Origin of the sequence: Mesorhizobium sp. M1A.F.Ca.ET.072.01.1.1 (assembly GCF_004023325.1) — a bacterium.
GTDB lineage: Bacteria > Pseudomonadota > Alphaproteobacteria > Rhizobiales > Rhizobiaceae > Mesorhizobium.
This window is the reverse complement of record NZ_RZSF01000041.1, coordinates 1-12,458: the sequence shown is the minus strand read 5'-3', so window position 1 is coordinate 12,458 and position 12,458 is coordinate 1. Positions and strand designations below refer to the sequence as shown.

Here is a 12,458-nt window from a genome sequence, read left to right as displayed (position 1 = left end):
CTACCTGCCGCTGCCCGGCCTCTCAACAGGCAATCCCATGAGCGGTACGACCTGGTCGAAGTTTTTCTGGTCGGATTGGGAGTCCGATCCAAACTTGCGCCTCTGCTCGCTGGCGGCCCAAGGCCTGTGGATGCGGATGCTCTGCATTGCCGCCGCGCATCAGCCGGTCGGCTATGTCGCGATCGCCGGCAAGGGGCTGGATGAGTCAGCGCTGGCCCGCCTCGCCGGTTGTCGCGAGGCTGAGCTTGCGGCGCTGCTTGCCGAGCTCGAGCAGAACGGTGTCTTCTCGCGCGACCGCCAAGGCCGGATTTATTCCCGTCGCATGATTGCCGATGCTCGCAAGGCCCGCGCGGCGCGCCGCAACGGCCTCAAGGGCGGCAACCCAAGCCTCTCGAAAGAAAGCGCTTTTTCGCCTTCGGATAAGCCACGGGTAAAGGGGGGAGATAAGGGGGAGGATAAACCCCAGAGTCCAGAATCCAAGTATCCAGAATCCAAGTATCCAATAGCCATAGATCCATCGGGAGAAAACGCCCCGGCGTTTTCTTCCCGGGCTGCCGCTCCGCGGCAAAAGAACGAGAAATCATTTTCGGGCCGTTCAGCCGGACAGAACTGGTATCGCCGCAAGACCCATGTCGATGCCGCCAACGCCATCATCGAGGAGATCAATGACCGCAGCCGAATTGCAGCAGGCGGCGAAAGCTCTGGCCGCGATGTTCAGTTGCTTCCCGCAATCCGCGCTCGCTGATGCCGAGATGCAGCTGCGCGGCTATCTCGCAGCCGTGCAAGATGCCGAGTTTGCCGATGTGCAAGCCGCGATCCAGCGCTTCATCCGCGGCGAGGCGAAGGTCGACAACGCCCAGTTCTGCCCGTCCAGCGCTCAGCTTTCGATCGAGGTGCGGGAACGGCGGCTGATGCGGGAGCTGTTGGCGAAGCGGGCGCTCATTTCTTCGCCGCCGCCAAGTGGGGGGTCCGAAGGACGGGCGAGACCCGTGGTTCGCCCCGGCTAGTGGCGCGGCGCAGCCGCGACGGAGGGGGAGCCGACAATGATCGATATGCCGGCGGGACAGCGCCCCCCTCTGTCCTGCCGGACATCTCCCCCACAAGGGGGGAGATCAGACTTCGCCACCGCTTTCGCCAACCTCCACCCTCGCAGGTCTGAGCGGGGGCGCCCAAGCTGCCAATCTCCCCCCAAGTGGGGGAGATGCCCGGCAGGGCAGAGGGGGGGCGCGAAGGAACGCAGCCTCTCCCGTTGGTCACTCACACCACCTACCACAAAGGACACCGCCCATGCCCCGCAAAGCCGCCAAGAAACCGCAACCCCCGAAACTCCCCAAGGGCGAGGCCGAACAGGTGCGCATCCGCCGCGAGATCGGCCATGACTTCGCGCTGAAGCCCGACGCCTTCGGCCGCCAGCGCCTCACCCCCGGCACGGCCGAGGCGCGCCGTGTCTACGAGGTGTCGAACGGCGGCTACACCTCGACCGGCGGCATCGTGCGCCTGCGCAATGTCGATCCGCTGGTCGGCATCACCTCTCTCAGCCGCCAGCAGCGCGAGGCCGGCCAGCGTTTTCGCGATGAGTTCGAGCGCGCCGAGCGTCAGGGCCTGCAGCCGCAATCCTGGAGCGAGCGCGTCGACGGCGGCCGCGTCGGCGGCGGCGTGCCCGACCGCGTGCTCTCAGCCGGCCGGGCGCACGCCCACGCCGCGGCCGCGCTCGCCCATTGGGAGGTGGCCGAGGTGGTGCGCAAAACCTGCCTCGAAGGCCAGTCGGTGAAGGCGGTTGCGGAGTGCACCGGCGACGGGCGCGACGTGGTGGTCAAGCTGCTGAAAGTCGGGCTGGATTTGTTGGCGGTGCATTACGGGATGATGATGGGGAGGAAGGTGGGGTGAGGGGGCCTGTCGTCCGATGTTTAAAGTACTATTGTCTGCCCTATGGACGCAGAAACTGAAAAGCTCTTTGCCTACTTAACCGCAGACCCAACCGGTCAGTTGCACGATGGCCTACGCTTGGTCGACAAATATCTGGAAGCTGTTCAACGACAACATGCCTTAATATTCGAAGCGTGGCGACAGAAGAGATACGAGCGCGCTCTGGTCGAATTGCACTTTTTTCTGATCGCGATCGACAGAGTAAAGGATAGAATTGTGTTGGCCTCAAGCGCCTTGGGCACCGAGATGGCCGATCATTTGGGGGCTTGGGACCTATCAGGATATAAGAGGGCAAGAGATCATTTCGAGCATATCGAGGATCGGCTCTATGGCTCTCGAAAGAACGCGCTAAAAAGAAACCAAGAATATGGGACCGAACGCACCATTCACTACGGCCTATCTGCCGGAGATATAAGCTTCCGCTGGAGTGATCAAAAAATTGATATCTCGGAAGGATTCCTAACTAGGTTTCTTTCGTGGGCGACAGAGGCGAAAGCCATAGCCGATCGTTCTATTTAACTGCTGCAGAGAAGCTAGCCCTGGGAGTCGTTTCCCACCAACTCCGCTATTCCTTGTTACTCCCTTCCACTCCCTTCTCCCACCCGAACACGCTTCGTCCCCCCAGCAAATGCGACTGGTCCATTTCCCCCGCGACAATCTCCTTCAGGCTCGGCCCCGTTACATAGCGCTCCATCCGGCGTGACTCCCCGTCCAGCCGCTTGAGTGCGTGCAGCTCTTCCTCGCGGCCGAGCTTGGCCTTGCTCACCGCCGATTTCAGCACCGAGATCGTCTCGTCATAGACCTTCAGCGGCACGGGGAAGGGGTGGCGGTCCTTGCCGCCGTGGGCGAGCGAGAAGCGCGCCGGGTCGGAGAAGCGGCAGGGCGCGCCGTGCACCACCTCGGAGACCATGGCGAGCGCGCGCACCGTGCGCGGGCCGACGCCGGGCACCAGCAGCAGTTCGGGAAAATCCTTCGGGCCGCTCTCGATCGCGGCGGCAATGTTGCCGTGCAGGCGGCGCATGACGATGTCGCTCTCGCGCACGTCGTGATGCGCGGGCATGACGAGGTTGGGCAACAGCGGCTGCGCGGCCGGCTCCGGCGCTTCGGCTCGCGGCTCCAGAACGGCAAGCTCGCTCAGGATCTTTTCCGGGCTCATCGTCTTCAGAAGCGCGATCTGCCCCCCGCGGGCTTTCTCCGCGCGGTGGTCGGTGAGGTTGACGATCTCGCCTTGGCGTTCGCCCTCGATTGCCGCATGCGGCTGGTCGACGAAGCTTTCCAGCCCCTCCGACAACCAGTGGTAGCGGCGCGCCTGGCGGGCGTCGCCGTTCATGCCTTGCTGCACCACCACCCAGCGCCCGTCATCGCTGACGATGAAGCCGTGCAAATAGAGGTCGTAGCCGTCCTGCACGGCGGCGCTGTCCACCTTGGCGACCAGCCGGCTAACGGTGGCGAGAGCCTCGCCGTCGAGGCCGACATGGTCGCCGATCGCCAGCAGCTCGCCCGGCGTCTTGCGCGAATGTGCGCCGCGCCCGCCGCATACATGGATGCCAAGCTCGCCGGCCATCGGATTGAGGCCCCGCTTCAGCGCGCCGATGACGGAAGTGGTGATGCCGGAAGAATGCCAGTCCATGCCCATCACGGCGCCGAAGGACTGGAACCAGAAGGGATGGGCCAGGCGCCGCAAAAGCTCGTCGCGGCCATAATGATGGATGATCGCTTCGCACAGCACCGCGCCGAGCTTCGTCATGCGCTCGCCCAGCCATTTCGGGACCCGCCCGCCATGCAGCGGCAGGTCGGCGCTGCCGCTTCGCTGCGTCACTTTTTGCTTTCCCTATAAATGTCGGCTTCTAGATGGCATTTTGGCGGGAATTTGCAAGGCGGCGCAACCGCAGCCGGACATCTCCCCTCGCCGCGGGGAGATGTCCGCTCGCTGGTCGGTCAGCGCCGGCAGATGCGGATCTTTTCGATGACGCGGTGGCCGTGGCGCCAGTGCTTCACGATCTTGATCCGGCAATGATCGCGATAATACCGGTTATGATAGCGCACCACATAACGTTCGCGATAGGGAGTGTAGTAGTCGTCATCGTAGACGTGTCGGTAATAGCGGTGAGGGTAATACCCGCCATAGTAGTCACCATAGTAATCGCCGTAGCCGGGGCCGACGCCGATGCCGAACTGAACGCTACCGGCACTCGCCGGCGCGATCGCAAACGCCGAGGCGATGGCGATCATCGAAGCAAGCAGAAGCTTTTTCATCGCTGCCTCCCTGAGGTTCGATGGGCGCCCCTTCGAGGCACAAACGGTTTCGGGGCGGGTGGTGTTCCGAGAAAGTTGGACGGCGATCCTGGGCCCGGCGAGGAGCGAAGCGGCGCCGAAGCTGTCGATCTTCGCCCTTGCGCGGGAAGATCACGCATTTCTTCGCCGCTGTCTTCGATGTTCGGAGTCGCCATATCGCCACCTGCTGTCGCCGTGCAGCGCGTGCGCGCTCGGCGTCGTCGTCTATTGCCACGTCCAGCCAATCCCAACCGCAGGAGCCTGCCATGACCAAGCCCACCATCCTGAAATTCGGCCCCGTCGAGCATGGCGATGGCGGCGATCTGCCGGGCTGGATCGCGGTCGAGGGGTCGCCGACCATGCAGACCGCCGTCCAGCACACCAGCGAGGACGGCAAGGTGATGTCCGGCACCTGGCGCGCTTCGCCCGGCACCTACCACGCCACCTACACCGACTATGAATTCGTCCACATGATCGCCGGCCGCATCCTCATCACGCCCGATGGCGGCGAGCCGGTCGAGGTCGGCCCCGGCGACGCCTTCGTGGTCGAAGCCGATTTCAAGGGTACTTGGAAGATCCTCGAGCCGGTGACCAAGCATTTTGTGGTTGTGGCGGAGTGAGGGTGCCGCGCCGAAGCTGCTGACCTCCCCCGCAAGGGGGGATCAAGCGCTCCATCGTCCTGGCTACCTCCCGACCTTCGAGATCACGCGTCTTTCCACTTCCGGTTCCAGCGATTCCGCGAATGGAGTCGCCAGATGGTGCTGGTCGCGGAAGGCGAGCTGGCCGTCGATGAAGACATGGCAGGTTGTGGCGTTGCAGAAGCGGTCGGTGAGGTCGACGTAAGTGGCATTGGGCACGCTGGTGACGATCTCGCGCTCGACCGCCGCCATCTGGTCGTTGGCGGCATAGGCGCGGCTCTGGTCGCAGAGCGAGGGCGCCTTGTCGCGCCACAGCGCGCGCGACACGCAGGTGTCGATGTTCTCGTCGTTGAAGGGCACGTCGCGGATGAAGGCGATCTTCAGCCCGGCCTTGCTCAAGCTGGTCAGTGTCGAGCGCAGGCCGGCCCGCCATACGGCGTCCGGCGTGTCCGGCTCGCCCTTGCCCGCCGCCATCTTGCGCGAGGAGGTCAGCGCCAGTTCGGAGATCACCACCAGCGAAGGCCTGGCCGCGATGATCTCCTTGATCGCCTGTTCGCGCCATTGGTCGCATTCGCGGTAGTCGCGGTTGAGCTTGGTGACAAAGTAGGAAAACCGTGAGGGCCGGCACGAGCTCTTCAGCCAGGTCTCGACGCGGTAGCCGTTCTTCTTTCCCGCTTCGATCAGCGGCGTCGACCAGTGATCGGCGTGGGAATCGCCGAACAGCGCGATCACGCGTTGGCCATTGCCGAACACGCAGGGTTTCGGCGTCACCGTGTCGTAGCCCTCGACGCAGGCCTTGGCGCGCGCGGTGGCCGGCTCGGCCGCACTTGCCGCGATCGCGCGCTGCTCGGGGTCCTCGGCGCGCACGGCAAGCGCTGCGTTGCCGTAGGCGGCTGCGACGCCGGTGCCGGTCAGGAGGAGGGCCGGCACCAGCGCCCGCGCCGCATTGGCCATAAGCCAGCCATTGCGGCGGATTGGATTCTCGATGAAATGATAGCTCAGCGCAGAGAGCGCCAACGTCAGCCCGAGGCAGGCGAGGCGTTGCGGAAAAGTCAGCTCCTCGACCAGCATGCCGGCATAGACGATCACCGGCCAGTGCCAGAGATAGAGAGAGTAGGAAACCTTTCCGATCCACTGCAAGGGCGGCAGCGCCAGGGCGGCATTTACGCAATTCGAGGAAAAGAGCCCCGCGGTTTTCCGTTCGAAATTGCGTGCAAGAATGCCGTCCCTGACGCCGGCCGCGCCCGCCAGCAAGAGAAGGACAGTACCGGCCACGGGCACGAGCGCCAGGAAACCGGGGAAGGGAGCCTCCTCGCTGAAGGTGAGGTAAGCGAAGGCGATGAGGACCAGCCCGCAGAGGCTGAACGCCGTCCCGAGCCGCGGGCGGTTCTGGAGCAGCCATGCCGGTGCCATCGAAGCCAGCCCGCCGGCGGCGAATTCCCAGGCCCGCAGCGGCGAGAAGTAGAAGGCCCAGGGCTGCGAAATGGGGGTCAGCCAGGCGCAGACCGCGAAGGAGACCAGGCCGGCAATGCCGATCGCAAGCATGATCGTCCGCTTGCCGGGCTTCAGCCAGGCCGCCAGCATCAGCAGCGCCGGCCAGGCGAGGTAAAACTGCTCCTCCACCGACAGCGACCAGTAATGGATGAAGGGGTTGTTGGCGGCGTCGTTGGCGAAATAGTCGAACGACCAGCGGATCAGCCACAGATTGATCATGTAGGCGGACGCGAACATCGCGCCCTTGGAATAGAGCGCCTGCTCCTCCGGCGACAGGATCAGCGTGCCGACGGCAAGCGTAGCGGCGATGACGAACAGCGCCACCGGCAGCAGCCGCCGCGCGCGTCGGGCATAAAAACGAAGGAGGTCGAGCCGGCCGGTGAGCGAAATCTCGCTGACCAGATGGCGGGTGATGAGGTAGCCGGAGATGACGAAAAAGATGTCCACGCCGGCAAAGCCGCCGGGCAGGGCGGTGAGGCCGAAGTGGAAAGCGACAACGCCCGCCACGGCGAGCGCCCGCAACCCCTCAATGTCGGGCCGGAAGTCCGGCGATGGTGCTGACACGAAGGCGAACCTCGCAACGGTCGTTCGTATCCCGCCTTGGGGAAAGCCTCGCGCCTATGGGCTCATACCGCAATGCAACAAATCTAACGCAGTGCAACATAAAGGGAGGCGGCAGCAACGCCGGCGGCAGCCGACGCTTCGGCACGCCAGGGTCTGCGCGCCTCGTTTCGCCCAGGATGACGAAGGAGCTCAGCCGCCGGTTTCGCCAGCGTTCGAGAGCATGGAAGGACATTGGCGAACGCTAAAGGCAAATTGTCCGCCTGCAGGTAATCTGGTAGGATCGGTGCACCGACGAACGGCTCTGGGACGCCGTGACGTCCGACATCATGCACAAAGACATCAACTCGAACCGGAGAACGGCCATGAAACGGCTTCTGACGGTCGCTGCGCTGTTGGCAGCGGGCAGTTTGATTGCGATGCAGGGCGCAGCTGCCGACGATGCTGCGCTGATCAAAAGCGCCGAGTCCGCCGCACCCGCCGCAGTGGCGAGTGGCGCTGCGGTCTACGCCATGGATGAAAAGGGGAACATGCGCACCCTGCGCGAGGGCAAGACCGGCTTCTGGTGCATGCCGGACAATCCGGCCTCGCCCGGCCCGGATCCGATGTGCGGCGATGCCAACTCGATGGAATGGGCGATGGCCTGGCTGCAAAAGAAGGAACCGCCCAAAGGCAAGGTCGGCTTCATGTATATGCTGTCCGGCGGCACCGACGGCAGCAATACCGATCCTTATGCGACGAAGCCCGAGGCAGGCAACAATTGGATCGAGACGGGGCCGCATGTGATGATCGTCAACGCGATGGACATGATGAACGGCTATCCGACCGATGCCAAACCCGACACGTCCAAGCCTTATGTGATGTGGCCGGGCACGCCGTACGCGCATCTCATGATCCCGGTAAAATAGCCGGGCACGGACCTTCAGGTGCGGCGGCGAGCGCTTCAAATCTCCCCTTGTCCGCAAGGGGAGATTTGCATCAGCCGCTTCGTCCTCGCTCCAACTGATCGCGCCTCGCAACCATCCTCCGATCCGCGCGTTGCACGCCGGCGAAAGCCAATCATGGCGGGCAGGGTGGAGACTCACGGTGGCGGATAATCGTCAGAACGGCACGCGCGAGTCGGAACCGGGGCTGGCGGGCCTGCTTGCTGCCTCGCGCAGCCATCCGCGCACGGCGCTGCCGACGGTCGCAACCGTCGTCGCGTCGGTTGCGGCGCTCTATTTCGGGCGCGAGGTGTTCTTGCCGATCGCAGTCGCGCTGCTGTTGACTTTCGCCATCGCGCCGCTCGTGTCGGCGTTGAAACGCGTCGGCATTCCGCGCCTGCCTGCCGTCATCGCCAGCGTTTTGGGCGCCTTTGCCGCGCTCGCGCTGTTCTCCTTCGTGGTGGCCACGCAGGTCAGCGACCTCGCCCAGAACATCCCCGTCTATCAGATCAACATCCTGACAAAGATCCGCGCGCTGAAGGAAAACGGGCTGGGCAACGGCATCATCTCGCGCTTGAGCGGCGTGATCGAGCGCGTCGGCCAGGAGTTCGAGCGCCAGGAGCCGCAACTGCCATCCGCCGCCCAGACGCCGAAGCGCGATCCGATCCCGGTCGAGATCGTCGCGCAGGAAAGGCCGCTCGAAGTGTTGCAAAAGGTCATCGAGCCGCTGCTCAGCCCGCTCGGCTCGGCCGGCCTTGTGGTCGTCGTCGTCATCTTCATGCTGATGGAGCGGGAGGATCTGCGCGACCGCTTCATCCGTCTCGTCGGCTATGGCGATCTCCACCGCACCACCCAGGCGCTGCAGGACGCCGGCAAGCGGGTCGGCCAGTATCTGTTGATGCAGCTGGTGGTCAACGTCATCTATGCCATCCCGATCACCATCGGCCTGTGGGTGCTGGGCATCCCCAACGCGCTGCTTTGGGGCCTGCTGGCGCTCGCCTTGCGCTTCGTTCCCTATATCGGCCCGATCATCGGCGCGCTGCTGCCGCTGTTCCTGGCGCTGGCCGTGGCGCCCGGCTGGTCGCTGCTTCTGTGGACCGCGGCACTGTTCATCGCCATGGAGCTGATCACCGGCAACGTCATCGAGCCATGGCTCTATGGCTCGCGCACCGGCCTCTCGCCGCTCGCCATCATCGTCGCGGCGATCTTCTGGACCTGGCTCTGGGGGCCGATCGGCTTGGTGCTGTCCACGCCGCTCACCGTCTGCCTCGTCGTCCTCGGCCGCCACGTGCCCCAGTTCGAGTTCCTCGACGTGCTGTTCGGGAACGAGCCGGTGCTGGAGCCGCATGCACGTCTCTATCAGCGGCTGCTCGCCGCCGATCCGGACGAGGCGACCGACCACGCCGAGGAGATGCTCGAAGAAAAATACCTGTTCGAGTTCTACGACCAGGTGGCGATTCCGGCGCTGCTGCTTGGCGAGCAGGACCGCATGCGCGGCGTCATGGATGACGAGCAGCGCAAACAGGTCGCGGCGAGCGCGCTGACGCTCGTCGCCAATCTGGACGCCAGCGCCCAGGAGGAAGCGGAGGAGGCGGAAGCCGACGAGGAAGAGGACCAGCAGGCAGCCACTGCCTCGGCCGAAGCCTCACCGGGCAAGGCAGCCTCAGCCAAGATCACCGCGGGCAAGGCGGCTGAAGGCAAGGCGAACGATCGGAAGGCCGGCGACGGCAAGGAGCCTCTATCCGAGGAGGTCGATCTTCCGGATGGCGTGGGCTTCTCCGTGCTTTGCGCCGGCGGGCGGGGCGAGCTCGACGACGCCGCCGCCGCGATGCTGGCGCAGGTGCTGGAGGTGCAGGGCGCCGAAGTGTCGAGATCGAGTTTCATTGACCTCGAACCTGCCGGGATCCGCCGCCTCGACCTGAGCGGCGTCGATACGGTGGTGATCGGTTTCCTCAACCGCGACTCCACCAAGCACGCGCGCTTCATGGTGCGGCGGCTGAAGCGGCTGAAACCGCGTCTCAGGGTCGGCATCGTGTCCTGGTCGGAAATCGGCAACAGCGACGCCAAGGCCGCGGCCGAACTTGCCGCCGGGCTTAACGCCGATTTCGTCGCCCATGGCATGGTCAGCGCCGTGACGGGCGCCCTGTCGAGCGAGCCGCCGGTGATGCTGAAGCTTGCGCCGCAACGCCGGCCACGCCGCCGGCCGGCCCGCAAGAAGGAGCTGCAGGCGGCTGGATGAGGGAGGCGACTTTCCCCCTCAATTGACCGGCCCGAAGGCCCGCGCGAACCGCGCCGCTTTGCGATCCGCGCGGGCAGGCGCCGGCCCCGCCGGCGGCGCCACGCCCCAGCCCTCAGGCTGGCCGGGTGGCTGTCTGGTTCGGCCCTTGTCCGGCCGCTTCTGTTCTGCCTCGCCGATCCGGGCAGAAGCCCGGATCCTTCGGAGCGCGCTAGAAATGCAGGTCCAGTGCAGGCGGATGGCTTGGCCTGGATCGTCCTGCGGCGCTGCTGCGGAGCCGGCGGACGGCTTGCTTGCTCCTGGTTGCACTGCCCAGTGAGCTTGCGGCGGCCGTGAAAGCATGATCTTCGCTCGAACAAGAAGCCAATCCCGATTCTGTCGGGACGGAACAGGTGCAGCCGGATGGCACTGAACATCGCGCAGAAGTTACGACTGACTTCGGTCGTGCTGGGAACCGCCAGCCGCAAGGATCTGGCGGCGGCGTTCCGAGCGGTCAATCCGAAGACGGCTTTCGATATCGGCCGCGCCGACAAATGGCTGCAAGGCCGCGCCCAGCCTCGCGAGCACAGCGTCTACGAAGACTGGGCGAAAGTGCTGCGCCTCGAACGGCCCGGTGCCTGGATCGCCGAGAGCGATCTGCCGAGCTTCACGGCCGCGATCGCGGCCCGGCACGGCATCGACGCGACGGAGCTCGAACGCCGCGCCCACGCCCAGGCCGAGGCGTCGCCCGGGCATGACGACAAGGGCACCGGACTGGCGCTTGCCGGGACCTATGCCTGCTATTCGCGCGCCTGGTCGCCTTACTATCGCGGCCAGCTCATCAGGGGCCGCCTGTCGATCGAGGCGGGGCCCGGCGCGCATGCATTCACCGCCACATATCGCGAGACATTGCCGACCGGGCAGTTGCAGCTCGGCGGGCCGGTCACGCCGGCAAAGCGCAGCCTCTACCTGCATCTGAAGGAGGTGGGCGGCGAAGCGCAGTTCTTCCTTTGCCTGTTCCCGCAGACGCAGCCGGTCAGCGTGCTCGGCGGCTATATGGTCGGCCCCGCCATCATCGGCCCGGAGGCGCAGCCCTCGCTGACAAGAATCCTGCTGGTGCGCCTGCGCGATGCGCCAGCCGCCGAGCAATGGGGCGGGTACCTGCCGCCCGGCACCTCGATCGCCGCCGATCTTGCGAGCCTCGGCATCGTCATGGAGCACCCGGAAGCGGTCGACCGGCAACTCGGCCAGTTCCTCAGTGCCGACAGCGACGGCGGCGTCAACCAAATCCCGCCGTCCGAGTACCGCGCCATCCTCGACGTGTTCGACCGCCATTGGCTGCAGCACGCGGGCTAGGTACGAACCTCAGTAGGCCGGATGTTGCGGGCTGACCACAGCCTGCCCGCATTCGGTTGCAGCCGGCTCGCTTTGCACGCATCTCACGAAAACGTTTTTTGACAAAACGGCACTTCCCTTGCGTCTTGAGGCGGCAAATTGGGCAAGGGGCATATCCATGAAGAAGACCTATGAGAAACCGGTGCTGGTGAAGCGCCAGAAGCTGTCGAGCATCGTTGCCGGGTCGTCGGCCCCCCCGCGCTGACCTAAGCAACAGCCAGCAGGGCAAGCATTCCTGGGCTAAGCTTGACAGGGCGGCCGCATCGCGTTCACCTGCGCCGGTCGTTGACCCGCCCAGGAACGAACGATGAAGAAGACTTACGAAAAGCCGCGGCTGCAAAAGCGCGGCAGGCTGTCGGCCGCGACCGCCGCCGCGCCGTTGTCCGGCTTTACCTTCTGACGCGAGCCAGGCGGCCCTGTCGTACTCACTTAGCGGCGGTCCGAGATCGGTCGAAACTATTGGCTTTGCCACGGCGCGCCAATCGGCGTACCCTGCCTTATCGCTGGTAACCACCCACCGGACACCATTGGCGACTGAGAGACGTTGATCCGCGCTCCCGTCTGAATAGGGAGAGCGGCATGCTCGAGAACAAGAATCCCCACTAGCCCGCGCGCGGGCACGCGGCCGCAGATTTCCAGGACCAACTGTTTGAGGAGAGCAGAAGGGCGCTGATCCGCTCTTACGACCTGTTGCGTCGTACGGAGCGCCTGGTGAACGCTTCCGGCCGCAAGCTTGATGGTCGCTCCCCAGCAGCGCTCGCCCGCGCGAAGCGTCTTCAGGGGAATTGCGATGAAGAAGGCCTACAGCGAGCCGACGCTTGAAAAGCTGGCAACGGTTCGTCAGTAGCGGTCTGGGCACCCTTTCTGAGCCTCGTACGCGAAACCTCGCGCCGCTGCCGGCCAGGAGCGGGCGATACACTGCGCAAGTGCCCGCCCGTCCGGCGCCGCCGCCAAGCTGCTGAAACCCCGTCCGTCCCCAACAGCAAAGGTCATGGCGTGACCAGCCACTCCGGATTGCCATTGGCCCGGCTG

The 12,458-nt window shown here is 64.9% G+C and carries 12 protein-coding genes; 9 read left to right on the top strand and 3 right to left on the bottom strand.

Going from position 1 to position 12,458, the window contains the following annotated elements; genetic code table 11:
* Positions 1-37: 37 nt before the first annotated feature.
* The 4 genes from EOA32_RS08915 to EOA32_RS08895 all read left to right on the top strand — a co-directional run bounded on the left by EOA32_RS08915 (position 38) and on the right by EOA32_RS08895 (position 2,445).
* Positions 38-745, top strand: a complete 708-nt coding sequence (locus tag EOA32_RS08915) for a hypothetical protein (RefSeq protein ID WP_128371520.1) — start codon at positions 38-40, stop codon at positions 743-745.
* 7 nt (positions 746-752) lie between these two features.
* On the top strand, positions 753-1,007 hold the full coding sequence (locus tag EOA32_RS08910; RefSeq protein ID WP_189407013.1) for a hypothetical protein: 255 nt from the start codon (positions 753-755) through the stop codon (positions 1,005-1,007).
* Positions 1,008-1,287: 280 nt separating this feature from the next.
* Positions 1,288-1,887, top strand: a complete 600-nt coding sequence (locus tag EOA32_RS08900) for a DUF6456 domain-containing protein (protein ID WP_128371518.1) — start codon at positions 1,288-1,290, stop codon at positions 1,885-1,887.
* Positions 1,888-1,929: 42 nt separating this feature from the next.
* A complete protein-coding gene (locus EOA32_RS08895; protein ID WP_128371517.1) occupies positions 1,930-2,445 on the top strand; it encodes a hypothetical protein in 516 nt (171 codons plus the stop codon).
* Positions 2,446-2,491: 46 nt separating this feature from the next.
* Here the strand turns inward: EOA32_RS08895 and EOA32_RS08890 are convergent, their stop codons facing one another.
* Both EOA32_RS08890 and EOA32_RS08885 read right to left on the bottom strand, forming a co-directional pair.
* Positions 2,492-3,745 (bottom strand): DUF763 domain-containing protein, encoded by a 1,254-nt coding sequence (locus EOA32_RS08890; RefSeq protein WP_128371516.1) that lies wholly within the window; start codon positions 3,743-3,745, stop codon positions 2,492-2,494.
* 119 nt (positions 3,746-3,864) lie between these two features.
* Entirely contained in the window at positions 3,865-4,182 is a 318-nt protein-coding gene (locus EOA32_RS08885) for a hypothetical protein (RefSeq protein WP_095778977.1), read from the bottom strand.
* A gap of 284 nt (positions 4,183-4,466) precedes the next feature.
* Between EOA32_RS08885 and EOA32_RS08880 the strand changes: the two genes are divergently transcribed.
* On the top strand, positions 4,467-4,820 hold the full coding sequence (locus tag EOA32_RS08880; RefSeq protein ID WP_095778861.1) for a cupin domain-containing protein: 354 nt from the start codon (positions 4,467-4,469) through the stop codon (positions 4,818-4,820).
* A gap of 63 nt (positions 4,821-4,883) precedes the next feature.
* On the opposite strand, the gene EOA32_RS08875 is transcribed toward EOA32_RS08880, so the two are convergent.
* Positions 4,884-6,896 carry an acyltransferase family protein gene (locus EOA32_RS08875; protein WP_128371515.1) on the bottom strand — a complete coding sequence of 671 codons (2,013 nt, stop codon included), beginning with the start codon at positions 6,894-6,896 and terminating at the stop codon, positions 4,884-4,886.
* A gap of 311 nt (positions 6,897-7,207) precedes the next feature.
* Here EOA32_RS08875 and EOA32_RS08870 point away from each other — a divergent pair, with 311 nt between their 5' ends.
* The 4 genes from EOA32_RS08870 (at position 7,208) to EOA32_RS08850 (ending at position 11,826) form a co-directional block, all read left to right on the top strand.
* Positions 7,208-7,801, top strand: coding sequence for a hypothetical protein (locus tag EOA32_RS08870; RefSeq protein ID WP_245499211.1), 594 nt, complete (start codon positions 7,208-7,210; stop codon positions 7,799-7,801).
* Positions 7,802-7,979: 178 nt separating this feature from the next.
* On the top strand, positions 7,980-10,055 hold the full coding sequence (locus EOA32_RS08865) for an AI-2E family transporter (RefSeq protein ID WP_128371514.1): 2,076 nt from the start codon (positions 7,980-7,982) through the stop codon (positions 10,053-10,055).
* 399 nt (positions 10,056-10,454) lie between these two features.
* Complete coding sequence (locus EOA32_RS08860) at positions 10,455-11,387, top strand: hypothetical protein (protein ID WP_095783421.1); 933 nt, start codon at positions 10,455-10,457, stop codon at positions 11,385-11,387.
* Positions 11,388-11,733: 346 nt separating this feature from the next.
* A complete protein-coding gene (locus tag EOA32_RS08850) occupies positions 11,734-11,826 on the top strand; it encodes a hypothetical protein (RefSeq protein ID WP_095778857.1) in 93 nt (30 codons plus the stop codon).
* The last annotated feature ends 632 nt before the right edge of the window (positions 11,827-12,458 follow it).

Bases quoted from the DNA above. Each gene is read 5' to 3' on its own strand.
- EOA32_RS08880 (WP_095778861.1), top strand. From the start codon at position 4,467: ATGACCAAGCCCACCATCCTGAAATTCGGCCCCGTCGAGCATGGCGAT.
- EOA32_RS08895 (WP_128371517.1), top strand. From the start codon at position 1,930: ATGGACGCAGAAACTGAAAAGCTCTTTGCCTACTTAACCGCAGACCCA.
- EOA32_RS08850 (WP_095778857.1), top strand. From the start codon at position 11,734: ATGAAGAAGACTTACGAAAAGCCGCGGCTGCAAAAGCGCGGCAGGCTG.
- EOA32_RS08915 (WP_128371520.1), top strand. From the start codon at position 38: ATGAGCGGTACGACCTGGTCGAAGTTTTTCTGGTCGGATTGGGAGTCC.
- EOA32_RS08900 (WP_128371518.1), top strand. From the start codon at position 1,288: ATGCCCCGCAAAGCCGCCAAGAAACCGCAACCCCCGAAACTCCCCAAG.
- EOA32_RS08860 (WP_095783421.1), top strand. From the start codon at position 10,455: ATGGCACTGAACATCGCGCAGAAGTTACGACTGACTTCGGTCGTGCTG.
- EOA32_RS08910 (WP_189407013.1), top strand. From the start codon at position 753: ATGCAGCTGCGCGGCTATCTCGCAGCCGTGCAAGATGCCGAGTTTGCC.
- EOA32_RS08885 (WP_095778977.1), bottom strand. From the start codon at position 4,182: ATGAAAAAGCTTCTGCTTGCTTCGATGATCGCCATCGCCTCGGCGTTT.